Raw genomic sequence first — 23,656 nt, 5'->3', positions numbered from 1 at the left:
ATGCGCACTCCGCTGGATCCCCGCCATCTGGCCGAGCGCCTGGCACCACTGGGCTATCGGCATGTCGAAATAGTGGAATCCACCGGCTCCACCAGCACTGACCTAGCCGACCGTGTGCGCCGAGGCGAGGATCTACCCGACATGAGCCTGCTTATGGCCGAGGAGCAGACCGCCGGGCGCGGCCGCAAAGGACGTTCCTTCGAAGCCCCAGCGCGCAGCCAGTTGATTTGCTCTGTCCTGTTGCGTCTGCCGGATGTGCCGACCGACCGAATTGGGCTTCTGCCGCTGCTCACCGGATTGTCGATCGCATCCGGTATCCGCTCTTCCGCTGATATTCCGCTGCAGCTGAAATGGCCCAACGACTGCGTCCTGGATAGTCGTAAGCTCGTTGGGATCCTGGTAGAGGCCGTACATCTGAATCCGCACCCGGCCATCATCCTGGGATTTGGCATTAACTACGACCTGCAGGTCGAAGAATTGCCCGTCGCCCACGCCAGCTCCATTGATTTGGAGTGCGCCCGGTTGGGCGTTCCCTGCCCGAAACGCGAGGATATTGCGGTGGCAGTGTTCGCGGAATTGGCCGCGAATCTGGAGAGGTGGCGTCGATTGGGAGGAGCAGCACAGACCGTGCTGCCGCGATACCGCCAGCTATCCGCAACCATCGGTACCTCTGTGCGCGCCTTTCTACCCGGCGACGAGGTAGTGGAAGGACAGGCCGCTGACATTGATAACGATGGTGAGCTGCTCATTCGCACCGATACCGGCACGCGGGTAATCCGCGCCGGGGAGATCGTGCACCTGCGCGCCGACGGTAGCGGTGATTACGGGGGCCGATACGCATGAGCAAGATCACTTTTGACCCTGACGAACAAATTCTCGCCGAGCTCAGTCCCGCCCGTCGTTCCATGTTCTTCCCGGTACTGCGCCTACTGGTGTGGACGGGCTTGTTCTGGATGGGAATCGGTGCACTGGATCAGTACATGGCGACCCAAGCTTTGGACGCCCCCACGGTGGAGTCTTTTACCTGGCTCCGTCGGGGCTTGTTGCTCTTATGGCTGATAGTTTGCTGGAGGCGCTGCGTTCGGCACCTGGTTTTCCGCGCGCGCTCCCGAATGCTGTTGACTGACAGACGACTGATTACCGCCAGTGGACATGTGCGCAGCCGAATCGGCCAGATCCCGCTGGCCAATATCGTTGATTGCCGCGCATACCGAGGGGATGTTGCGGTGTACGTGGCCGGGGCGCGTGTGCCGCTGGTGCTCCATTCGGTGCCTTATACCCGTAAGTTTGAAAGGCTGCTGAAGAGCCAGATTAAGAGTGCTGGGGCAGGGAACTATAGTTGGGGGTTGTGAGTGAAAGCAATGGGAAGAATACTGCCGACTGGTCACTAGCCCGAGAGACTGCACATGCGCCGGGTGCGCCGCTGGTGACGATCATCGGTGACGGTCAGCTGGCGCGAATGACACAGCAAGCAGCCATCGAGCTGGGCTTGAGTTGCCGGGTGCTGGCCGGCGCCTCGGACTCTTCGGCTGCGCAAGTCACCGCCGACGTGGTGCTGGGGGATTACGCGCTGGAGGAGCACGTCCGCGAGGTTTCCCGCGACTCCGACGCGGTGACCTTCGACCACGAGCACGTGCCCAATCGTTTCCTGGATGATCTCATTGCCCAGGGGGTGAACGTGCAGCCACAGCCGGCGGCGCTGATACATGCTCAGGACAAGTTGGTGATGCGTAAGAAGCTGCGCGAGATGGGGGCACCGGTGCCTGCCTTCGCCGCTATCGAGTCTGCCGATGATATCGCCGGGTTCTTTGACGCCGTAGGAGGCCAGGTCTGTCTAAAGGCGCGCCGTGGTGGCTACGACGGCAAGGGTGTGTGGTTCCCCGCCACGGTGGACGAGGCTCGCGAGTTGGTGGAGAAGCTGCTGGACAAGGAGATCCCCCTGATGGCGGAAAAGAAGGTCGCGCTGGTCCGTGAGCTGTCCGCCATGGTGGCGCGTACTCCCTCCGGCCAGGTGCAGGCGTGGCCAGCGGTGGAATCGCTACAGGAAGATGGCATCTGTGTGGAGGCCGTGGCTCCCGCCCCGAACTCCACCCCAGAGATTCTCGCTGCCGCCGAACAGCTGTCCCGCGACGTCGCCACCGAGTTGGGCGTCACGGGTGTGCTGGCGGTGGAGCTATTCGAAACCACAGATGAGAATGGCCAGCCGGAGATCATCGTTAACGAGCTGGCGATGCGTCCGCACAATACCGGCCACTGGACGCAGGATGGCTGTGTCACCAGCCAGTTCGAACAGCATATCCGCGCCGTGTTGGATCGCCCGCTGGGTTCCACAGAACCCACCGCGCCGGTGGTGGTCATGGCAAACGTACTGGGAGCGCCCGAGGATCCGGCGATGCCGATGCATGAGCGTATGGATGCGGTATGGCGTCGATTCCCGAATGCAAAGATCCACATGTACGGCAAGGATTGGCGCCCGCGCCGTAAGATCGGCCACGTCAATATGCTGGGCGAGGATCCGGAACTCACCCGTGCACAGGCGCGCTTGGCCGCAAAGTTCCTGGAAACCGCCGAATGGGAGGACTAACCGATGACTGAGAACGCACGCACCCCGCTGGTCGGCCTGGTGATGGGGTCCGACTCCGACTGGCCCACCGTCGAACCGGCCGCTGAGGTGCTGGCCGAGTTCGGCATCCCCTTCGAGGTCGGCGTGGTCTCCGCGCACCGCACCCCGGAGCGCATGCTTGACTACGCCCGCACCGCCCACTCCCGCGGCGTGAAGGTGATCATCGCCTGCGCCGGCGGTGCCGCCCACCTGCCGGGCATGGTCGCCGCAGCTACTCCGCTGCCGGTGATTGGCATTCCGCGTGCCCTGGGCAACCTGGATGGCCTGGATTCCCTGCTCTCTATCGTGCAGATGCCGGGCGGAGTGCCGACTGCCACCGTCTCCATCGACGGCGCGAAGAACGCTGGCCTGCTGGCTGTGCGCACCCTCGCGGTGGCGGATGCAGCGCTGATGGACAAGATGGTCGAGTACCAGGAGAAGATGCGTGACGCGGTGCTGGAAAAGGACCGCGCCTTGCAGCAGAAGTTGATGGGGTGAAGCGTTCTAACTGGGTAGGGGTCGTCGCCCTGGCGATCGCCGAGCTCGGCTGGGGTGCACTACTCGCGCTCGGCGTGGCTTGGCCCGTGTGGTGGGCACACGTGGCGGTTCTGGCAGCCGTGGCCGTCTGGCAGCTGCCGATGGCTCTGCGCTCCGACAAGCGCGGCTGGGTGCACCTCAGCACCGTGGTGGCCGCGGCGGGCATGTTTACCTGGGGTTTTGGCGGATTGGCGCTGTTGGGGTCGCGGCCTGTGCTGGCCGTTGTGGGGCTACTGACTTGGGTATTCGTCGCCGGGGGATTGGTCCTCTTCGTTGCCGCCGCGTACCGCTCTAGGTCGGTCTCTCTTCCCGAAACTTGTGACGCCACAGTCGTTCTCGGAGCCGGCCTTTTCCGCGATCGACCTAGCCCGCTGCTGGCTTTGCGCTGTGACCAGGCGGTTCGGCTGTGCCCTCCCGGGGTGCCACTCATCGTCAGCGGTGGCCAGGGACCGGACGAGCCGTGCACTGAGGCTGACGCGATGCGCCGCTACCTTTCGGGCAGTGGACACACAGTCCTTTGCGAGGAAGCAGCGACCAAAACACGGGAGAATATTCTCTACTCGTTGGATTTACTGGGGCTCCACAACCCCCATATTGGCATTGTGACCAGTGATTTTCACGTCCTCCGTACTCGAGGCCTGGCTCGCGAGCTGCAGCAGGAACGTCCCTTCAGCTTCACCGTCGCGGGATCCGCCACGCCAGCCAGTGCCCGCCCGGCGGCTTTCTTACGGGAATTCGTAGCTTATGTACTCTGGCTACTGTAGTAGTTAGGAGTATGAAATCAATACTCGTTACTGGCGCGGCCCAAGGATTCGGCCGCGCAATCGCTGAGTCCTTCGCCGAGGCCGGCTGGACCGTCGGTGCCTACGACCTCGACGGAGACAAGGTCCGCGGCTGGGCTAAACATCCGAACATTATCCCCGGCACCCTCGACGTCACCGATCCCGACCAGTGGTCCACCACCGTCGCCGACTTCGCCGCCCGCGCCGGGGGAATCAATGCGCTCATTAACAACGCGGGCGTTCTCTACGGTGGCGACTTCATCGACCGCGGGAGCTTTCAGCAGGATTCCGCCCTCGTCGACGTCAACGTCAAGGGCGTGATCTACGGCTGCCGGGCGGCCTTCGAACACCTCAAAGCCGCCGGCAACGGCGTGGTCGTCAACGTCTGCAGTGCCTCCTCCATCTACGGCACCCCAGATATGGCCACCTACTCTGCCACCAAGTTCGCCGTCCGTGGCATCTCCGAGGCGCTGGATTTCGAGTGGGATAAGCACAACATTCGCGTCCGCACTGTTTTGCCCCTGTACTCGCGGACGGCGCTCATCGCCGATGTGGAAACGGCGGGCATGCGGCGGCTGGGGGCGTCCACAACCCCACAAGACGTGGCTGCAGAGGTAGTAAGGGCCGTGACCGCGCCGCGCCGCAGCCCCACGAAGGTGCATTTTCCGGTCGGTTGGAAGACGAAGCTGCTGGAGGCTACCAGCCACTTCTCGCCGCCGTTCCTCACCCGTTTCGTTAATGGCCTGCTCGTTTACGGCGATAGGGTGCGCCTGTAACTAGACTCTTCATACATGTCTTATGAAGCAGTTCCTCGCCCGGTGTGGTGGCGGGATGCCTCCTGGTGGGTGCTTGTAGCTGTTGTGGTCATGGTGTTCTTCTTTTTCGGTGCCGGAAGCACGTTTGGCACTGGTATGAATATCAACACCTGGCAGGTTGCTGTTGCCAGCACAGGTCTAGTTTTGGGGTTCATTGGCTTGCTCCTCCAACGCTTTCGACCCGAATGGGGTGTGGCAGTCACCGCAGTTGGCATGTATGCCTATGCGACGTCTGCGCTGTTAGTGTGGCCGCTTGGCTATTTGGTGGTGGCCTATGAGGCTTACTTCATCTCCGCAAGGCTGATGCTGCGCCGCAAGCTGTGGCTGACTTTGCTGTTGCTCGGCTCTTTCTACGCGATGGCGTGGGGGACCATTTACAACGCGCGCAAGGGAAGAGACGGTGATTTTGCGTGGGGCGGTGATGATTTTCGGACCGCTGAGTTTTGGGTGTTCTGGGGAGTAATCGCCCTTCTCGCCGCTGTGACCATCGCCCTGATGTGGCTGGCTGGCCGTTTTTCGTTGCGCCGCGACCAGGCGGTGGAGGCGCTGGCTGCCCGCGCCGAGCTCGCCACCGTTAGCGAGCGCAACCGCATCGCCCGCGAGTTGCACGACATCGTCGCACATTCCCTCACCGTCGTCATCGCGCAGGCGGACGGCGGGCGCTACGCGGGCCGTAAGGATCCCGACAAGGCCATCGAAGCCCTCGACACTATCGCCGCGCGCGGTCGCTCGGCCCTGACCCAGATGCGCGAACTTCTTTCTGTTCTTCATGATGACGCCCCTTCGCCGCGTTCTGCTGCCGTCACCCCTGGGGTGGCCAGTATTCCCGACCTAGTAGCGGATGCAAAGCGCAGTGGCGTTCAGGTGGAGCTGCACGTCACTGGTGAACCACGTCAGCTGGATGAGGTCCGCGACTTGAGTGTTTATCGCATTGTGCAGGAATCCCTGACCAATGTTCTGAAACATGCGGGATCTGTGCCCGCGCAAGTGAGGCTGGAGTGGGAGTCCACCCAAGTCACCATTACCGTGGACAATGCACCTGGCGACGAGCAGATCGAGGGATCTGGCCGAGGCTTGACGGGTATTCGCCAGCGTGTGGCGATTCACGGTGGTCAGGCCAAGTGGGGTGCCTCGGCGGTGTACCCCGGTGGGTGGAACGTAATGGCAACGGTGCCTTATGCGAAGGAGGATTAAGTGATTCGGGTGGGTTTGGCCGACGACCAGCAGTTGGTGCGTGCCGGTTTTGGCCTGGTATTGGATTCGCAGGACGATATTACTGTCGCCTGGCAAGCTGCTGATGGGAAGGATGCTTGCGAGCTGGCCGAGTCGGATCCTGTGGATATCATCCTCATGGATGTGCAGATGCCCCGTATGGATGGCATCGAGGCCACTCGCCAGGTTGTCGCTGGCGGTACCGGTGCGCGCGTTATTGTGCTCACTACCTTCGATAATGACAATTATGTTCTCGGCGCGGTTGAGGCTGGAGCTAGTGGTTTCCTGCTTAAGGACACTGACCCCGAGGATCTCATCTCCGCCGTTCGCACGGTGGGTGAGTCCGCGGCGGTTATTAGTCCAAAAGCGACCGCGCGCCTGTTGCGTACTATCCGCATGGCGCAGACCCCACAGCGCCGTGAGTCTGTAGAGCTCGACTTGCCTGATCCTCTTACTCCGCGGGAACTGGAGATCCTACAGCTTATTGGCCTGGGATATAGCAACCAAGAGATTGCCGACAAGCTCTATATCTCGCTCCCCACCGTCAAGACGCATGTTGGGCGAGTGTTGATGAAGACTCACTCGAGGGATCGTGTCCACGCGGTGCTTTTTGCTTTCAAGCATCATTTGGTGCACGCAGATGATCTTCTAGAGGGTTAGAACATATTATCTAAAACCTGCACTTTAGCTTTACTGGTATTCGTACTGTTTGAGCCGTTGGCGTCGTTAAAAAAGAAAAAAGGTTTGGATCGCTATTGACTTGGTTTGTTTGTGTGTTCTAATATTGTTCTAGGAAGTCTGGCGGCGGCACCACACCGCCAGCGCTGTACTTAGGGGAGTACCATGCACACAAAAGATCCCACCTCGCCACCATCGTTTCGTATAGCTACCTCGTCGGATTCGCTGACGGTCGCGGCGCGGCAGCTTAATCAACAGCAGTTTCATCTGATCATGGCATGTGCGCCGGACGGGCAGGACTTGGTGCCCGATTTCTGCACCCGCCTTGCCGTGCGGTTGGGAATATCGGCTGGGATGGCGGAGTCCTGGGCTGAAGCCGCCTTTGTGTTGCGTGATTACCCGCACCTCACCGAGCTCTTTAGCCGGGGGTGTTTCACTTCTCGCCATGTGCTGCGAGTAGCGCAAGATCTTCTCGCAGTGTCGCCCGACGATCGCGCGATGGTGGAACAGAAGGTTCTTGAGGTATTGACGCCCACACGTCCTAACCAGCACATCCCCTCTCCGCGGACGATCCACAACCGCATCTCCAAGATTTTGCAGGAGGTCGATCGTGATGTCATACCTAGGGATGAGGCCACTGTGATGGAGCCAGGCCTCGGCGTGGATTGTCGAGACCCGGAGTACACCACGTTTACGCTGCGAGTCACGCGAATGCAGGGAATTGAGATCGACAAGATCGTGCGCGCCACCGCCGCCAAATACGACTGTTCACAGCCGGAGGCAATCGTGCGACTAATCACGGATAAGGCCGATGTATCGGTGACGCTGAACCTTTACCACGATCCGGCGAATGACGGCGCGGTGCTAGGGGAGGACCACTGGCTGAACCGCTCCGCTTCCAAAACCTGGCTGCAGCGCGTGACGCACCTGTCCGCGCCGGGGTATGCAGAGTGTAAAGGCTATGCGCCAACGGAGAGCATCAAGGCGGCGGTTGCTGGCCGTGACCTGCACTGTCGTTTCCCAGGATGCGACGTGCCGGCATACAAATGCCAGTACGATCACGTTCGCCGATTCGGCAGTGGCCCGACGTCAACTTCGAACCACATTACTGTGAGACCTCATACCACCTGGGCTGGGTCAGGTTCCTATTAGCAGTTTGAGTATGTCACTGTCCTTTCAGACGGAGGGAACGGAATTAAACATAACCCGCCCAATCGGGTGGACAGGCTATGAATCTTCGGTGCCCTGAGGTGGAACTGCTAACAACGTAATGGGGGGGAGCTCGCTGCAAGATTCTCTTAAAAAGTTCCTAATAGAAACTTCTTGATCAGGCACGATTCATAACGTGCGATGGGGAGGCTGCACGGTCTGAAATTAGTTTCATCCCGGTGTTCTAATGGTCGGTATTAACATCTACTGACTAAGGAACTAAATGGGAGAATCTAAACAAGAGCACTTGATCGTTGGCGTTAGTCCGTTTAACCCACGTTTCACACCAGAGTGGCTATCTTCGGCTTTTCAATGGGGTGCAGAAAGATTTAGCACCGTAGATGTACTTCATCCTGGGGAAATTTCCATGTCGCTGCTTACGTCGACAGGTACGCCACTAGGGAGGGCAAAGAGAAAGGTGCGTCAGCAATGTAATCGTGACATGCGCAACGTTGAGCATGCCCTTGAAATATCAGGAATAAAGTTAGGACGTGGCAAGCCGGTACTGATTTCTGACTACCCTCAAACGCAAAGTTATCAATGCAGACGGCGCAGTGTGATAGCTGAATTTCAGAACAACCAGCTTTTTCAGGATGCTTGTCGTGCTATGAGTAGAGCTGCATGTCAGTCAAGACTGAGGGTAACAAACGTGAATATCGAGCCAGATATAGAAACTGCAGTCAAATACATATTTGACGAGCTACCCGCCTACACTCACTGCAGTGATCTCTTTGAATATGAAACAGCTGCATTGGGATATCCAACAGAATGGCCAATAGGGAAGTTAATAGAATCAGGTCTGACGTCACTGGGCCGGGATCCAAATAGCTCGTTTATTGTTATCGATTTCGAAAAGGAGCTAATCGATGATTAAGCACAACCAACCTTCTCTTTTTAGCTTATCAACCACAGATGATCCCTATTCGATTTATGAGAAAATGAGAAAGTACGGAGATATATATTGGGATGATAGAGCGAGCTCATGGTGCGTTTTATGTTTCGGTTATGTCCATAAAATTTTGAATGATGACTCGAATTTCAGTACAGACCATTTGGCAACAAGGGCGGAACCTGTGTTAGGTGATCGTGTTTTAGCGCAGATGACGGGAAAAGAACATTACGAGAAAAAAGCGATTGCTATGAGAGGCTTGGCGCAGATTGCCCTTGATGGTTACTATCTACCTATTGTAAGAGAAAAAGTTAATCATTTGTGGGAGGGGTTAGGGGAATTTAAGGAGGTAGATATCGTTAACAAACTGGCTGCGCCTTTCGCTCATGATGTTACCTGCCAACTACTCGGTATTGATGAACAATGGAAAGCGCAGATTGTTCCTTGGAATAGAAGCATTGTTAAGTTTATTACTTTATTACAGCAGCCGGCTACGGCACGAACAAAGCAACTAGCTGACGCAAAACTTTTTCGTCACTTCATGTTAAAGATGATAGAAGCGAGAAGAAAGGCTCCCCGTCATGACTTGATCAGCTTTCTTGCCGTACGGGGGTATAGAGAAGGGGTAAGCGACACGGAGATAGTTGCTCTAGCATTAAATATATTTTTAGCAGCCTCCGAGCCTCTCGATAAAACTTTAGCCTACTCTATCTTTGAGTTGCTACGAAACCCAGATTGCTTGGCCAGGGTGCAATCCGACAAAAAGTTTTGTGAAGCGATTTTATCGGAAGTTCTAAGGTTGCATCCTCCAGTTCAGATAATTCCCCGAGTTGCCGTCAATGATGTGAAAATTTCTAACTACAGAATTAAGAAGGGAGATACAGTCTATTGTCTAATTGGAGCTGCACATCGGGATCCGGCAAAATACAATGATCCTGCCACTTTTCTCCCGAATAGAGTGGAAGGTGTGCCTAGAAGCGCCTTTACGCCGTCAGCGAAACATCTTGCATTTGGTTCCGGTGTTCATTTCTGTATTGGTTCAATGCTTGCGAAACGACAGTTGTTGGCTGCGCTAGAATCTTCAATTCCGTATTTGGATCAGTGGCAGCTTGTTCCACACTCGCTTGTGGAAGCTGGGCTCTATACACGTGGACCTATCCGGCTTTGCTTAGAAAAGGTTGGGGGGTGATTGGTGGGATGAATTACTTAAACGGTCGCATAACTGTCGCACTCTTATTGGCCACCATACTGCCGCTGCTTGATTCGAGTTTAGTCAATGTTCTTTTGCCATCAATTAGCGCCGATTTCGGCGTTAGTGAAGCTTCGGCCCAACTAGGAATCTCTACCTATATGCTCGCCGCCACGGCGGGGATAGTTTTATCAACAACGTTGTTACGTCGTTTTGGGAGTAGGCGTATTTGGATAGCTTCTGTCGTGGTCTTCGTGGTCGCCTCTACGGCTGTCGGTTGTAGTACTAGCGTGGCTATTTTCGTCATCGCCCGGATAGTCCAAGGCGCAGCCTGCGGATTCATTATGCCTGCTGTACAGAATATAGCGGTGGAGTTAGTTGGTAAAGATGGAATGCGCGCGGTTCTAGCGACGATCGGGCTGCCTGCTGTAATTGCACCAGCCTTTGGCCCGCTTTTTGGTGGAGTTTTGGTTGAAACAATCGGGTGGAGACCAATGTTTATAGTGAACATTCCACTAGGTTTGACAGCTTTGTTGCTCGCCAATATTGAATTACCGAAGTCCTACGGCAGCCGTGTGCCAATAGGTATAAAACAAGCGTCTGCTGCGCTTGCTGGCATGGTCGGGCTTCTTTGGTGCATTTCCAGTATTGGCTCCATGACAGTCGGCTGGCTCTCGATGGTCTTTGTTTTATCGGTATCGTTTTTAACTCTATTTTGCTACATGGATTTAAAAGCGTCTGCTCCTTTACTTGATGTCGCGATTTTTAAAAATAGCCGCTTCGCGATAGCGATGATGCTTTGTTTTTTAGTCGGCTTAGTCTTTTATGGAACTCTTTTATCGACTTCTCTTCACATTCAAACAGATCTTGGTAAGCCTGCATGGTGTGCCGGATGTGTGCTTGCTGTTCAAGGTGTAGGTGCATGGGCTGTTCGTTCACTGATCAAAGGCCCGTGGAAAGCTGTTAATCCTTTCCAGGTGATTGCCGCCGGTCTTATTCTCAGCGCTATTGGAACTGTTGGGATACAGCTGGTGACACAGTGGTCCGCTGTGCAATTGGTGGTCTTGTTCTTAAGCGCTCTAATTAGAGGACTTGGCATTGGCGGATGCACCCTAATGGCGCTCTCAGCGGCATATGAAGTCGTGACTGCTGATGACGCGGGAGTTGTGGGAGCTCATACGAGATTGATGCTGCAATTGGGTGGCGCCCTGGGAGCTGCTGCGGTGGGAGTCTGGAGTGGATCGGCTATTGGTTTGGGTGTATTGACCGCAGTTATGGCATTCGCCGGTGCCCTCGCATCACTTATCTTGGTGATCAATCAACGACAGTCGAAAGTTTGAAGCGGATGGCCTAGATTGGCTCCATGGAAGATCACAGTTCTACCGGTGCCGAATTCGGGCGCCGGTTGAGGCATGCCCGGTTGGATAGGGGGCTTTCCCAAAATGCACTCGCCGAAGGTATTTGTTCCGCTAGCGCCATTTCGCGGTGGGAAGCCGGCGTGCATTTACCTCCGGAAGATGCAATTTGGTCGCTTGCGAACCGCCTTGGTATTGACGTTTCCGTTCTCACTGGGCTTGGGTTCGATACCCGGTTTGCTGAGTCACCTGACAGATTCGCAGAAGTAATTTCTGCAGGGGTTGAAGATTGCAGCACTTTTGATGATTGCTCCACGGCTCCACGCTCACCGATCGCAAACTGGTTGCAGTTGGCGCGTAGCTTGTTGAATTGTGTTGATCCGTGGAGCGGGCAGAGCTTTGGAAACGTTTTAGTTGATCGACTCGAAGCCGATCCTCTTACAGATTCCTCCCCGGTGGCTCTGGAAACCATGGAGTTATTTAGATCGCTCGTGGTGCTACGTGAAGATCCGGCACGGGCACAGCTTGAATCTCTAGTCAATACCTTGAAAATTACTCCGGATGCGCCACAAATTCTTCGTCAGAAGGCGGTAGAGATCGCAGTAGCTGTCTTGGCGTGTGAAAGCATGCCGCTGGCAAGCATTGAAGTTATTCGATCCGTGAAGCCAAAGGAAATTACCTACACAACGTGGTTCCTTTTGGGAATTAACGCTGCGGAGCGATCCAACCTGCCAACCGTAGCTAGAGCTCGAAGTACACGGGATAGAGCATTTATTCTGTTGGAAAAATTATGTAGCACTCCAGGAATCAGCCGGCACGATACACAGGAGATCCTTAATGCCGTGTCTGGAGAAGATAGGCTAGTTGGGGAGATTTTCGACCGGATGATGTGATGTGAACAAGGAGAATCTCACCCAGACGTTGATTGAAATTTTTTTTACTTTAAATCCTCCGTCTTCTTCATCGTCTTCACCATCGCCTTACTGACCTCCGTGATGGTCGAATTGTCCTCTTGAGCACCTGGCATGGAAATACCCACGATCTGCTCCGGGCCTAGGCCCAACCAGTTTCCACTGGTGGAGCCTTGTGCTAGGTTCGGTTCCGCGAACCATGGCACGTCGTTGACGGAAGTCAGGCGTTCCCCAGCCTTGTACCCATTGGGCATATCGAGCCCACAACGCACCACAACAGGTTCGCGGCGATCCGCGCGATATGTTGCCGAAAGGGCCGGGGCTTGGGCCGCCGCCGGATCGTCAGAACCCACGCGGGAATAATCGCCGAGCTTATCCGGAAGCGTGCTCAAGAACTCCCGGCAGACCTTCTCATTGGCCTGCTTCGCGGGTTGCTGCGTGGACATAGGGTAAGGCTTGCGTTCTGGAGCCGCGGCGGCGTCGGTATGCGAAGCAATGGCAGACGAGAAATCATCGAGGGCACCGCTGAAATCAGCCTCAGAGGTAATCGCTAACACAGGTCCGGCGCCCACAGTGTAATAGGTGCTGAGGTTCGAACCAGGAGTGGCATCCTTGATCGGCAGCCATTGGGTACCCTCGTGATCCTCGGTGATGCTGGCTTGGGTGAATTGATCGGGGGCATTAACACCGCAGCGAATCGTCAGCTCCACGCCTTGTTCATTGCGATATGCAGTCGCGCCCGCCGGGGCTGGTTCGCGCACATCGACCTTCCGGAAACCGGAGGCTTTATCCGGGAAAGCTGCGGAAAGACGCGGCACTGGGGTGAATCTGCCTGCGGGGCATCCACTGGTCCCATCGTCACGGTGGAGTATGTGTTGCGGTCGCTGATGACCTTCGCGCCACCGAGCACCCCCACAACGAAGATTACGCCCAACGCTAACGCCAGAAAGATGAAGAACCTGCACTTGCTGTGCAGCAAACACCACAACTTAAAGACCGCTGGTAGTTGGGACGTTGCACTGCACCCCGATGGGCATGAGGTGTGGACTTCCCACGGAGACGGTCACAGCGTGATCACCGAAGCGGAAGGGCCGCTGGGACGTGAGACCTTCGCCCAACGAAGCGTTCGCAAGACCCGGGCGCTTGCGGAATATCACCAAGCGATAGAGGAAAGAGGTGGCGGCCCGTCGTACTGAGGTAGGACATGAAAGATCAGTCCACCGTCCGATGTAGAATCCCCGCCTCGGGCGGAACCATGGAAACCATGATCATCGTGGAAAACCTCAGCAAGAGATACGGCAAGAAAACTGTAGTCAACGACCTTTCATTCACTGTCCCGGACGGGCAGGTGACTGGCTTCCTCGGCCCCAACGGTGCGGGCAAGTCCACCACCATGCGCTGCATGCTTGGCCTTGACAAGCCGAGCGCCGGCAAGGTGACCTTCAGCGGCAAGGGGTACGCCGGCGAGTTCGCAGGGCTTAATAACAAGTCCAGCATCGCTGGTGCCGTCCTCGACGCCGGTTGGTTCACCCCGGCCCGCAGCGGCCGCAATCACCTACGCGTCATCGCTAAGGGCGCGGGTATCCCCGACAAGCGCGTCGACGAATGCCTCGACATGGTCGGCCTCACAAGTGCCGGCAAAAAGAAGGTCAGCGGCTACTCTCTGGGCATGAAACAGCGCCTTGGCCTGGCCGCAGCCCTCCTCGGCAACCCGCAGCACTTGATCCTCGACGAGCCGGTCAATGGCCTCGACCCAGAGGGAGTGTCCTGGATGCGACGCATCATTCGCCAGCTTGCCGACGACGGACGCAGCCTGCTTGTAAGCTCCCACCTCCTCAGCGAGATGCAGCAAACCGCCGACCGCCTAGTCCTTATCGGCCAGGGCAAGCTCATCGGAGAGCAAACCTTGGACGACTTCCTCGCCGGGGGCGCCCACGTAGAGGTCGAATGCAAGGAAGCAGTTCTGCTCGCAGAAAGCCTGCGTGCCCATGGCTTCCAGGTCGATCTGGAGCGGGATCGGACGCTGCGAGTGGGCGTCAACAACATGCCCGAGCACGAGGTACGCGCGGCGATCGCAGCAACGGCGCTGAAGGAAAAATTCGCGGTAACCAAGCTCGCAACCACGGCAGAAAACCTGGAACAGCGCTTCCTCGCCGCGACGGCAGGACAGCAGGAATACCGCAGCCACTAGGCCAAACAACAGAAAGAGAACCACAATGTTTAAGGCAATTTCCTCCGAGATCACGAAGCTGCTGAGCCTCCGCAGCACCTGGATCTACGTAATCTTGTTCACAGGCTCGATCTATGGCCCGACCACGCTGTATATGCTTTTCAACGATTCTCCGCAGATTGACGCAGACTGGCCTGATCTGCTGATTGGCGGAATGATCTTCCTGATGATCGCCTGCGTATTCGGTGCCTCGACCACCGGTGGCGATATTAATAACCACATGACGGCCCACTCTTTCCTAACGCAAAAGAGCCGCAGTTCTTGGCTGCTGGCGCGTGCACTGGTGGTAGCAGCATTCACGGAGCTGAACTTCCTGCTGGGCGCAGCGCTGAGCTGGCTGGTGGCTACCGTCACTCCGGCGGGGCACTTTACTGGTGAAAACTCGCTGGTTCTCTGGGGCTATGTGGTGGCCGCCCCGGCGCTGGCTGTTATGACTGTAGGAATCGCGGCACTGCTGCGCAATCGAGTGGGTGCCATCGCGCTGCCGCTGGTGTGGATGCTGGTGGTCGAGGGGCTGCTGTACGCGGGCAGCGAGAAAATCCCCTTCCTCAAGACGCTGTACCAGCTGTCCCCGGGTAACCGCGTCCAAGACATGCAGTCGTGGGTCGTTTCGACGGACCATGCCGGAATGGCTTCTCCTACCTCCGGATTCGTTGTGCTCATCGCCTGGATGGTCGTCCTGCTGGCACTGGGTCTGTACAGCAACAAGGTGCGAGATGTGAAATAAGATTTGATAGCCTGACGGCATGATCGCAGTCAAAGAATTAACTAAAAAGTATGGGTCCACGGAGGTTCTCCATGGGCTCACTTTTTCTGTCCCAGATGGCCAGGTCACAGGCTTTCTGGGGCCGAATGGTTCCGGAAAGTCCTCAACGATGCGCTGCATTCTGGGGCTCGATACGATTGGCAGGGGAGAGGTCACTTTCGACGGCCAACCTCTGCATGCCTACCGCGCCCAGCGACCTCACATCGCTGGCGCTCTTCTCGAACCCACCTGGTACATGCCGGGCCATTCCGCCCGGACGCACATCCGCTCCATTGCTCAGGCGGCGGGGATCTCGCAGTCCCGCGCCGACGAGTGCCTGGAGCAAGTCGGCCTGACAGGGGTACAGAAGCGCAAGATCAAGAAGTTCTCCCTCGGTATGAAGCAGCGCCTCGGCCTGGCAGTGGCTCTGCTGGGTAACCCGAAGCATCTCATCCTCGACGAACCGGTCAACGGACTCGACCCCGAGGGCGTGCACTGGATGCGCGAGCTCATTCGTCGCAACGCGTCCGAGGGGCGCGCCGTGCTGGTCAGCTCCCACCTCCTGCACGAAATGGAGCTCACCGCCGACCGCTTGGTCGTCATCGGCAAGGGCTCCCTCATCGGCGAATACACAATGGACGAGTTCCTCCGTTCGGGTACCCAGCCCACCATCCGGATGCGCGTCGCCGATTCCAATGCTTTTATCGACGCCGCCTCGCGCTTGGATGGCATCAACCTCACCCAGCAGCCCGACGGCTCTCTGGAGTTCGCCTCCGAAGCTCCCGACCTGGACCGACGCCTCGGCGAACTGGCACGCGATACCGGTGCTGTGGTTCTGGAAATGGCACCCCAGCGCGCCGGTTTGGAGCAAAAGTTCCTGGACGCGACCGGGCAGGCAGTGGAGTACAAGACCCAGGGGAGGAGAAGCTAAGAATGCTAGGAGTTATCCGCAGCGAATGGACGCGCTCGCGCGCGATGTGGGGCACCTGGATCATGTTGGGCTTCGTCCTGCTGTTCTACGTGGGCGCCAACGTCTTGACCCTGAGCTACTACAGATCCGAGTACGGAGCCAACGAGCCCGAGGTGAACTTGGCGGAGCTGGGCGTGGGCCTACTACCGGCCTACCTGATGATCCTGTCGCTCTCCGCGGTGAGGGTCAGCGGCACCCGAGGGCACAATCTGCACGCGCAATCCTTCCTGGTGATCCCCGCGCGTTGGCAGCAGCTCTTTGCGCAGATGTTCGTCAATGCCGCCCTGGCGGTGGTGACCATGGTTGTGGCGGTGGGCGTATCGCTGGCGATGGTGGCCACCCTCCCGCAGAAGATGAACACCGAGCAGCTGCCTCTACTCGGGTGGACGGTTCTATTCGCCGGGCTTGTCAGTTTGATGGCCTCGGCGATCGGCGTGCTGATTCCCTCCCCAGCCGGTGCGGTGGCGCTGCCACTTGTGTGGGCGACGGCAGTGGAGCTGATCTCCCAGCAGCTCAGCGAATGGATTGCCGAGCACATCGCGCCATACTTGCCGTTTAACAACATCTGGATGGTGCTGGGCGGCAACGTTTCCGTGGGCGGGCACGATACCCCAGTCAGTATTGCTATCGTGGCTGCCTGGACAGTGGTGCTGGTGGCCTGGGCTTTCCTCGTCCACCAGCGCAGAGACGTTAAATAATCGCGTTCTCAGCCGCTGCGATCTCGGCTGTCGGCTCGGTGGCCATCACTACCGACCCGCCGTCTCGCAGCGGCTTTAGTGTATTCAGCATCGACTGGGTATCGGTCCATGCCGGAACTAGCACGCGTGGACCCGCCGGGGCGGGGGCGGCCACCGGGCCGGAGTAAGCATCGGGCTGCACGCGCAACTCGGGGGAGAAATCATTTACACCGAAGGGCAATTCGCCACCGGACTCTTCTACGCCACGGCCGAAAGGATCGTCGGAGAGCACGAAAACCTCGCCCGAGTGGGCCTCCGCTAGGCTGAGGTCGTCGGTGAAAAGCACGTCGCAAGAGTCGGCGTCAACAATAGGAACGTCGGTCCGCCAACATCCCAGAACAACCATGAGTGGCTGCCAGCCCGGGGCGCAGGCAATACCGACGGAGGTTGGGGCGAGAGAATCCAGCAGGTTGGCGGCCTTTGACTGCCAATTGTGCAGGGTCTGCGCGGATAGCTCCATGCGGCCTGACGGGGTGTAAGTGGTCAGGCGCGGGGAGGCGGGATCCTGGGCTACGAGGGGAGCAATAATATCCATTAGTTCACGCACATCGGACCGTCGCCGCTGGCGTCGATCGGATCCTTTCGGTCGATACCCTCGCCGGAGCCCGGGGTGCCGACGGTGGAGGACTTCTTATCGGAGGAGCCTGTACTGTCAGTGCCGGTCGAGGACGTGCTCTCGTCATCGGGAATGCCGTCGCCATCGAGGTCCTTGATGCCTTCGGTCAAGGTGCCGACTGTGGGATCATCCGGCTTGGTCAGGGGAGCGGATTGCTCCAGGATGCCCGGGCCGGAGTAGGTGCCGGATAGGGTGACGGAGAGCTCGTGCTCATCCAGCGAGGAATCCTTCACCACATGCAGCCCACCGAGCTGCTTGGCCAGCGCGCGGGCTGCAGGATCATCGGGATTCTTGGCGTTTACCTGCGACTCGGATACGCCAGTCTCCGGGTGATTTCCCACCTTGCCGGACTTGTAGCCGTACTGCTTAGTCAGATCCGCCACGCGGCCGGCCAGTCCCGTCTGCTCGGAGGCGTTGAAAACGTTGACCTTGTAATCCTTGGCCTTGTAGTCGGTGATATCAGCTGGCTTATCGGAGGTGGTCTTGTCCTCGCCAGGCTTGTCGCCCAACAGCTCTTCAAAGAAGCCGTGAACCTGCTCGGTATCGACCGTAACGACTGATTCGCCATAGTCTCCCGTGCCGTCGATACTGGTCACGGGGATGGTTTGGAAGCTAACGTCGCCGCCAGCCATGTTTTGCATCTGGGTGGCCAGACCCATGACATCCCAGCCACTATCCAGCACGACGGAACGCTGCACCGCATCGTTGAGCTTGGACATGCTGCCCGGATCCGTCAGCGTCTTAGAGGAAAGTACCTTGCTGGCCAGGCTGGCCATATAGGCCTGCTGGCGGGTGATGCGGTCCAAGTCGCCGCGTGGCAGCTCGTGGCGTTGGCGGACAAAGCTGAGCGCATTCTGTCCGTTGAGGGTCTGGCGCCCGGCCTTGAACTTCGCGCCAGAAAGTGGCTCGTCGACCTTATTTTTAAGGCAAACATCCACCCCGCCGACTGCGTCTGTCAGGAGCACGAAGCCCAACAGGCCAACCTCGGCGTAGCGATCCACAGTAATGCCGGTGAGATCCGCAACCGAACTGATCAAAGCCTGACGTCCGGCTTCGGTTGATTTCTTCTCGATTTCGGGCTTCTTGCTATCGGCATCCTTGTCGGAGCTGTCCTTGGTGAGCTCTTGAGTCTTTTCGAACTTCGCCGTGCCGTAGACACCATTGAGTTTCATGTTGCCGTAATCGCGGGTGCTCACGTACGTATCTCGCGGCAACGAGACCGCGGTGGCTGAGGAACCGTCATTCGGGATGCGAATCAGGATCATGGTGTCGGTATTCGTGACATCTTCCTCACCCGCGCGCAGCATGTCGATCTCCTTCTGGGAGAGCGGGTTACCCTTAGCGTCCGTGCGGGAGTCCACGCCGACCAGCAAAATATCGGTCGCACCGTCCGCCTGGTTGCCGAGGTTAAGGTTATCTGCCTGAGCCAGCCCATCGTTCAGGTTGCCGACGGTCATGTAACCAATGCCCATTACGGCCAGCGCGAGCGCCGAGACCGCAGCCAGCACGCCACGGGAGATTCCGGAGCCAATCTGCTTGGCTTCCGCCTCGCCGGGAGCTGCCTGGATGCGCCGGGAGTGCCGGCTTCTCTCATGCTCTGTCATTGTTCACACTTTAGCGGCTAATTAGCCACTGGTGTAGTACTGATTTTATGAGTGTTTTGGTTTTCGGAGCTTCCGGACAAGTAGGCCGCGCCCTGCTGCGCCTCCGCCCCGACTTCGTGCCGGTCGGTCGCACACAGGCGGATCTAGCGGTGGCAGGGTCTGTGGATTCTTTCCTTTTGACGCCACCATCTCCGGTGCAAGCCATCGTCAATCTCGCTGCATTCACAGCGGTTGATGCGGCTGAAAAGCCCGAAAATGCGGAACAGGTGCGCCGAATCAATGCAGTGGCTCCGGGGCGAATCGCCTCGTGGGCGCAGGTACACGGGGTGCCGATGTGGCATGTCTCCACCGATTATGTGTTTGCGGGAGACCTTCCGGTGGGCTGGGAGAATCCCGTCGATGGTCAACCCGGTCCGCTGAACGCCTATGGTCGCAGCAAATTGGAAGGGGAGCGGCGTGTGCTAAACCTTGGCGGGCATGTAGTGCGCACGGGCTGGGTGTATGACGCGCAGAGCCCAAACTTCTTCACTACGATGGTTCGCCTCGCGCGCTCCGGAGTGAATCCGTCGGTTGTTGATGATCAATATGGCAGGCCCACCCATGCCGATGTGTTAGCGGCCGAGCTCATTGCGATGGTGGAAGGGCGACAAACCCCGGCCATTAGCCATGTAACTGGCTCAGGTCCAGTGACCACCTGGTGTGGTTTCGCGCGCGAGATCTTCGCCACACTTGGCCACGACTCGCGCCGGGTCAAGGCCATTCCGAGCAGCGATTACCCGACTCCGGCCAGGCGCCCGCAGAATAGTACGCTGCAGATTCCAGCGAACGGACTGCCCGCGTGGCGGGACAGTTTGCGAGCCACCCTGGGGTAACCTCAACGGCCATGACAGAGGCACCCATCGCGATCATCACCGTGACTTATTCACCGGGGGAGTACCTGACCAAATTCCTCGATTCGGTACCAGCCAACTCTCGGGTAGTCATGGTCGACAATGGATCTACAGACGGGGCGCCCGAGGCTGCAGCGGAGGCTGGGAAAGCCGAGCTGCTCTACAGTGGCGGAAATATTGGATATGGGGCGGGTATGAATCTCGGCGCTCGACACCTCCGCGCCGCCCGCGAGGCTGGAAAGATCAACCCAGACTACCTTGTGATTTCCAACCCGGATGTGGTGTTTAGCGACGGTGCCATCGATGAGCTTTTGGAGGCGGCGCGGCGTCATCCTCGAGCAGGCTCTTTGGGGCCCCGCATTGTAGAGGCAGACGGCAGTGCCTACCCATCAGCGCGTGCGGTGCCACAACTCGGTTCCGGTATCGGCCATGCACTCCTGGGCAAGGTGTGGCCGACAAACCCGTGGACGAAGCGCTACCTGGACGACGAAGACATGGAAAGTGAGAGAACCGCAGGTTGGCTGAGTGGTTCGTGCCTGCTGTTGCGTTGGGATGCATTTGAGGCGCTGGGAGGGTTCGACGAGCGCTACTTCATGTATATGGAAGACGTCGACTTGGGGGATCGACTCGGACGTGCTGGCTGGTTGAATGTCTTTGTCCCCAGCGCGGAGATTCGTCACGCCAAAGGACACGCAGCGGGCAAGCACCCAGATGTAGTGCTCAAGGCGCACCATGACAGTGCCTATCGATTTCAAGCCGACCGTCTGCCGGGGTGGCGCAATATGCCCGTGCGGTTAGTCCTTAAAGCGGGGCTGAAAATCCGCGAGAAGATTGCAATTGCGGCGGCGCACGGCGTGGGCTGACTTGCAGAGCGCAAACAGTGACTAGTGTGTGAAAACCAGTAGCAAAAAGCAGCAAGGAATAGAAAGGCCATAGAAGTGGTAGATCTCGCAGCCACCACCGACGCAGTGATCCTGGTCGGCGGCAAGGGGACCCGACTACGCCCCCTGACTAACTCCATCCCGAAGCCGATGCTGCCGGTGGCGGGCGCGCCGTTCCTGGAGCACCTGCTGGCCCGCATCAAGGAGGCCGGTATGACTCACGTCGTGCTGGGAACCTCCTTTAAAGCCGAGGTTTTTGAGGAGCACTTCGGCGACGGAAGCCACTTGGGACTCGAGATCGAATACGTAGTGGAGGAAGAACCGCTGGGAACCGGTGGCGGCATCCGCAACGTGCTGGATCACCTGCGCTACGACCGGGCAATGGTCTTTAATGGCGACGTTCTTGGAGGAACCGACCTGCAGGCCGTTTTGAAGACCCACGTGGAGCAGGAAGCTGATGTAACTCTGCATCTGTTGCGAGTGTCTGATCCCCGAGCCTTCGGATGTGTGCCAACCGACGCTGACGGCCGTGTCAGTGCTTTCCTGGAGAAGACAGAGGATCCGCCGACGGATCAGATCAACGCTGGTAGCTACGTCTTCAACCGCTCCGTGATCGAGAAGATCCCCGCTGGCCGCCCGGTGAGTGTGGAGCGTGAAGTATTCCCGGGCCTGTTGGAAGCTGGTGCCCGCGTATTTGGTCACGTTGACCAGGCCTACTGGCGCGACATGGGTACGCCCGCCGACTTCGTGCGCGGTTCCTCTGATCTCGTGCGCGGTATTGCCCCCTCGCCGCTGCTAGATGGACGCCACGGCGAAAGTCTAGTGGACGAGTCCAGCGCCATCGCTGGTGGTGCCCTGCTGCTGGGTGGAACCGTGATTGGCCGTGGGGTCGAAGTCGGAGGCGGCGCGCGCGTGGAAGAGTCCGTGATCTTCGATGGAGTACAGATCGAAGCGGGCGCGACGGTGGAGCGCTGTGTGATCGGGGCGGGCGTGCGCATTGGCGCGCGAGCTCACCTGGTGGACTGCGTGATCGGCGAAGGAGCCGTGATCGGTGCTCGTTGTGAGCTGCGTGATGGACTGCGCGTGTGGCCGGGAGTGACCCTGCCGGATGGCGGTGTGCGCTTTAGTTCTGACATCTAAAACGCGATTTACGGGCGTTTTTGCGCCCAAAGAAAAAATTTAGAGAAAATTCACTACATCTAGTGCGTCCTGAACTAAAGGTTCAAGAAAATGTACACATGTTGTGGTTTTCACTGGTTGCCCGTGCATACATTGTGGTTGCGCGCGGGCGCCTTTTCTTAGGGGAACGGGATTATTGGGGACGTTGTGACTGGTGGGGTTGGTGTGACTAGTGGGATTTCCCTAAAGCTTGACGCGATGTAATTACCAGTGTGTAATCTTCAGTAGACCGACAAAGAAGACGCCGCACTCAGGCGCACAGCAAATCCCACTAGAAGAGGAGAAACTCCGTGGACAAGTCAGTAGACATCGCCCTTCGTGGCCACTTTGCTGACGGCTCCTCGGCGGTAGAGCAGGAGGCGAACGTGGACAACGAAGCGCGCCAGAAGAACCTCTTCGATCTAACGCAGGACTTCGACCTGCTTTTCGATGCGGTGGAGCAGGACTGGCAGGAGCAGGCTCTGTGTGCCCAGACTGATCCGGAAGCTTTCTTTCCGGAAAAGGGTGGATCCACCCGCGAGGCTAAGCGTATTTGCCAGGCCTGCGGTGTGCGTGACGAATGCCTTGAATACGCTCTTGAACACGATGAGCGATTCGGTATCTGGGGTGGGCTCTCCGAGCGTGAGCGCCGTCGCTTGAAGAAGCGTATCGGCTAAGACATTACATTCGGGGATCGATCTGGTCGGGGGTTACATTGAGGTAGCACGCGACCAGGCGCACAATAATCATCCGTAGGAGATCCTGCAGGTCCTGTGCGGACGACGCCCGCGACTCCACGGGACGGCGGAATACAATGATCCGTGGACGGGTAGGAGTGCCTTTGTTATCCACTCCCGCAGCGACTAGCCGCCCCAGTGGAACCTGCCCGTCTGCGACGACATCCTCCGGCCACTGGCGGTAGCCCGTATTAAGACGCATGCGCGGTACGACATCGACGGCGATATCAAGGCTGGAAAGTTCGGCGTCGAAACGCTCAAGAATTGGCTCGAACGCATCGATGACCGCATCGTCGAAGCGCTGCGAACGGGACTTGTTGCGCGGCACCTCCGGTAGCAAGATCCCCCGAATTCCCCGTCCTCGGGGATCCTGCCTCATGCGCGCATCCTGCTTCATAGGAACACATCTTAACGACGCCACAGCGACATGCCACGAGGGCACGCTCGAAAGCAGAAGAAAAGGGGTTAGACTAATGCGCGTGACTCTTATCCGACAATGCTCTCGGCCCGGTTGCGGCAAGCCCGCCGTAGCCACGCTGGAGTTCAACTATGCAGAGCAGCGAGCCATCGTAGGGCCGCTGAGCGTTTGCGGAAACCCTCACCGGTGGGATCTGTGTGAGAATCACGCCCGCCGAACAACCGTCCCGCAGGGCTGGACGCTAGAATTTGTCGATGAAGCGGTGGAAGACACCGCAGCCGAGGCTGACGAGGAAGATCTGATGGCACTCGCTGAGGCGGTGCAACAAGCTACCGAGCGCGACAAGGAAGAGGATCTGCAGCCTGCCCCTCGGCTCTATAGGCGATCCGAGATTCCAGAATCCACGCCGCATCACCCCTCTATGAAGAACCTGCCCCGGTCTACGCCGCGCCGACACCTGCGCGCGGTTCGAGACCAGCACTAGAAAGGAA

27 protein-coding genes and 1 pseudogene are annotated in these 23,656 nt (G+C 58.1%); 23 read left to right on the top strand and 5 right to left on the bottom strand.

From position 1 onward, the window contains the following. The 13 genes from AC05K6_RS04810 to AC05K6_RS04750 all read left to right on the top strand — a co-directional run bounded on the left by AC05K6_RS04810 (position 1) and on the right by AC05K6_RS04750 (position 12,161). Complete coding sequence (locus AC05K6_RS04810; RefSeq protein WP_296212967.1) at positions 1-843, top strand: biotin--[acetyl-CoA-carboxylase] ligase; 843 nt, start codon at positions 1-3, stop codon at positions 841-843. Next, positions 840-1,352 (top strand): hypothetical protein, encoded by a 513-nt coding sequence (locus tag AC05K6_RS04805; protein ID WP_476727926.1) that lies wholly within the window; start codon positions 840-842, stop codon positions 1,350-1,352. The genes AC05K6_RS04810 and AC05K6_RS04805 overlap by 4 nt, the downstream gene beginning before the upstream one ends. Continuing rightward, positions 1,349-2,584, top strand: a complete 1,236-nt coding sequence (locus AC05K6_RS04800; RefSeq protein ID WP_476727925.1) for a 5-(carboxyamino)imidazole ribonucleotide synthase — start codon at positions 1,349-1,351, stop codon at positions 2,582-2,584. The genes AC05K6_RS04805 and AC05K6_RS04800 overlap by 4 nt, the downstream gene beginning before the upstream one ends. A 3-nt stretch (positions 2,585-2,587) precedes the next feature. Beyond that, entirely contained in the window at positions 2,588-3,100 is a 513-nt protein-coding gene (gene purE, locus AC05K6_RS04795; RefSeq protein ID WP_473963602.1) for a 5-(carboxyamino)imidazole ribonucleotide mutase, read from the top strand. Then, a complete protein-coding gene (locus AC05K6_RS04790) occupies positions 3,097-3,903 on the top strand; it encodes a YdcF family protein (protein ID WP_476727924.1) in 807 nt (268 codons plus the stop codon). Before purE ends, AC05K6_RS04790 begins: the two co-directional genes overlap by 4 nt. 11 nt (positions 3,904-3,914) lie before the next feature. Further along, the gene (locus AC05K6_RS04785; protein WP_476727923.1) at positions 3,915-4,697 is read left to right on the top strand and encodes an SDR family oxidoreductase; all 783 of its coding nucleotides are present in this window, start codon (positions 3,915-3,917) and stop codon (positions 4,695-4,697) included. Between the two features lie 15 nt (positions 4,698-4,712). Next, entirely contained in the window at positions 4,713-5,930 is a 1,218-nt protein-coding gene (locus AC05K6_RS04780; RefSeq protein WP_296212990.1) for a sensor histidine kinase, read from the top strand. Then, on the top strand, positions 5,931-6,608 hold the full coding sequence (locus AC05K6_RS04775; protein WP_293790769.1) for a response regulator: 678 nt from the start codon (positions 5,931-5,933) through the stop codon (positions 6,606-6,608). 183 nt (positions 6,609-6,791) lie between these two features. Beyond that, positions 6,792-7,778, top strand: coding sequence for an HNH endonuclease signature motif containing protein (locus tag AC05K6_RS04770; RefSeq protein ID WP_476727922.1), 987 nt, complete (start codon positions 6,792-6,794; stop codon positions 7,776-7,778). A gap of 280 nt (positions 7,779-8,058) precedes the next feature. After that, entirely contained in the window at positions 8,059-8,709 is a 651-nt protein-coding gene (locus AC05K6_RS04765) for a tRNA-dependent cyclodipeptide synthase (protein WP_476727921.1), read from the top strand. Beyond that, positions 8,702-9,913 carry a cytochrome P450, cyclodipeptide synthase-associated gene (locus tag AC05K6_RS04760; RefSeq protein ID WP_476727920.1) on the top strand — a complete coding sequence of 404 codons (1,212 nt, stop codon included), beginning with the start codon at positions 8,702-8,704 and terminating at the stop codon, positions 9,911-9,913. Before AC05K6_RS04765 ends, AC05K6_RS04760 begins: the two co-directional genes overlap by 8 nt. After that, complete coding sequence (locus AC05K6_RS04755) at positions 9,910-11,253, top strand: MFS transporter (RefSeq protein ID WP_476727919.1); 1,344 nt, start codon at positions 9,910-9,912, stop codon at positions 11,251-11,253. Before AC05K6_RS04760 ends, AC05K6_RS04755 begins: the two co-directional genes overlap by 4 nt. 23 nt (positions 11,254-11,276) lie before the next feature. Next, positions 11,277-12,161 (top strand): helix-turn-helix domain-containing protein, encoded by an 885-nt coding sequence (locus AC05K6_RS04750; protein ID WP_476727918.1) that lies wholly within the window; start codon positions 11,277-11,279, stop codon positions 12,159-12,161. A gap of 44 nt (positions 12,162-12,205) precedes the next feature. On the opposite strand, the gene AC05K6_RS04745 is transcribed toward AC05K6_RS04750, so the two are convergent. Next, positions 12,206-12,625 (bottom strand): DUF3515 domain-containing protein, encoded by a 420-nt coding sequence (locus tag AC05K6_RS04745; protein ID WP_476728030.1) that lies wholly within the window; start codon positions 12,623-12,625, stop codon positions 12,206-12,208. Positions 12,626-12,712: 87 nt separating this feature from the next. Continuing rightward, positions 12,713-13,089: pseudogene (locus AC05K6_RS04740) on the bottom strand (DUF3515 domain-containing protein); the annotation flags it as partial. 40 nt (positions 13,090-13,129) lie between these two features. Between AC05K6_RS04740 and AC05K6_RS04735 the strand changes: the two are divergent. Genes AC05K6_RS04735 through AC05K6_RS04715 form a run of 5 tightly spaced genes read left to right on the top strand, consistent with a single transcriptional unit; the run spans position 13,130 to position 16,822 of the window. Then, entirely contained in the window at positions 13,130-13,375 is a 246-nt protein-coding gene (locus AC05K6_RS04735) for a hypothetical protein (protein WP_476727917.1), read from the top strand. Positions 13,376-13,434: 59 nt separating this feature from the next. Beyond that, positions 13,435-14,370: an ABC transporter ATP-binding protein gene (locus AC05K6_RS04730; RefSeq protein WP_296213163.1), complete on the top strand. Its 936-nt coding sequence runs from the start codon at positions 13,435-13,437 to the stop codon at positions 14,368-14,370. Positions 14,371-14,395: 25 nt separating this feature from the next. After that, positions 14,396-15,136 (top strand): ABC transporter permease, encoded by a 741-nt coding sequence (locus AC05K6_RS04725; protein ID WP_296213009.1) that lies wholly within the window; start codon positions 14,396-14,398, stop codon positions 15,134-15,136. 19 nt (positions 15,137-15,155) lie between these two features. Next, positions 15,156-16,085 carry an ATP-binding cassette domain-containing protein gene (locus AC05K6_RS04720; RefSeq protein WP_293790773.1) on the top strand — a complete coding sequence of 310 codons (930 nt, stop codon included), beginning with the start codon at positions 15,156-15,158 and terminating at the stop codon, positions 16,083-16,085. A gap of 2 nt (positions 16,086-16,087) precedes the next feature. Next, complete coding sequence (locus tag AC05K6_RS04715; RefSeq protein WP_476727916.1) at positions 16,088-16,822, top strand: ABC transporter permease; 735 nt, start codon at positions 16,088-16,090, stop codon at positions 16,820-16,822. On the opposite strand, the gene AC05K6_RS04710 is transcribed toward AC05K6_RS04715, so the two are convergent. Together AC05K6_RS04710 and AC05K6_RS04705 are read right to left on the bottom strand one after the other, a co-directional pair. Continuing rightward, positions 16,815-17,396, bottom strand: coding sequence for a TIGR03089 family protein (locus AC05K6_RS04710; RefSeq protein ID WP_476727915.1), 582 nt, complete (start codon positions 17,394-17,396; stop codon positions 16,815-16,817). The two genes, AC05K6_RS04715 and AC05K6_RS04710, sit on opposite strands and share 8 nt — an antisense overlap. After that, positions 17,396-19,081, bottom strand: a complete 1,686-nt coding sequence (locus tag AC05K6_RS04705; protein WP_293790776.1) for an LCP family protein — start codon at positions 19,079-19,081, stop codon at positions 17,396-17,398. Before AC05K6_RS04705 ends, AC05K6_RS04710 begins: the two co-directional genes overlap by 1 nt. Positions 19,082-19,128: 47 nt before the next feature. Between AC05K6_RS04705 and AC05K6_RS04700 the strand changes: the two genes are divergently transcribed. From AC05K6_RS04700 to AC05K6_RS04685, 4 genes are all read left to right on the top strand, one after another. Further along, positions 19,129-19,953 carry an SDR family oxidoreductase gene (locus AC05K6_RS04700; RefSeq protein WP_473963583.1) on the top strand — a complete coding sequence of 275 codons (825 nt, stop codon included), beginning with the start codon at positions 19,129-19,131 and terminating at the stop codon, positions 19,951-19,953. Positions 19,954-19,964: 11 nt separating this feature from the next. After that, positions 19,965-20,834, top strand: a complete 870-nt coding sequence (locus AC05K6_RS04695; protein ID WP_473963582.1) for a glycosyltransferase family 2 protein — start codon at positions 19,965-19,967, stop codon at positions 20,832-20,834. 75 nt (positions 20,835-20,909) lie between these two features. Beyond that, positions 20,910-21,992: a mannose-1-phosphate guanylyltransferase gene (gene manB / locus AC05K6_RS04690; protein ID WP_293790779.1), complete on the top strand. Its 1,083-nt coding sequence runs from the start codon at positions 20,910-20,912 to the stop codon at positions 21,990-21,992. Between the two features lie 329 nt (positions 21,993-22,321). Beyond that, the gene (locus tag AC05K6_RS04685) at positions 22,322-22,687 is read left to right on the top strand and encodes a WhiB family transcriptional regulator (RefSeq protein WP_293790780.1); all 366 of its coding nucleotides are present in this window, start codon (positions 22,322-22,324) and stop codon (positions 22,685-22,687) included. 4 nt (positions 22,688-22,691) lie between these two features. Here AC05K6_RS04685 and AC05K6_RS04680 read toward each other — a convergent pair whose 3' ends face one another. Further along, positions 22,692-23,144, bottom strand: coding sequence for a metallopeptidase family protein (locus AC05K6_RS04680; RefSeq protein WP_293790781.1), 453 nt, complete (start codon positions 23,142-23,144; stop codon positions 22,692-22,694). Positions 23,145-23,220: 76 nt separating this feature from the next. Here AC05K6_RS04680 and AC05K6_RS04675 point away from each other — a divergent pair, with 76 nt between their 5' ends. Continuing rightward, positions 23,221-23,649, top strand: coding sequence for a DUF3499 domain-containing protein (locus AC05K6_RS04675; RefSeq protein WP_448308302.1), 429 nt, complete (start codon positions 23,221-23,223; stop codon positions 23,647-23,649). Positions 23,650-23,656: the final 7 nt, after the last annotated feature.

The sequence above is a fragment of the Corynebacterium sp. TUM25020 genome, assembly GCF_056388495.1.
This window is presented reverse-complemented; position numbering and strand designations above follow the sequence as displayed.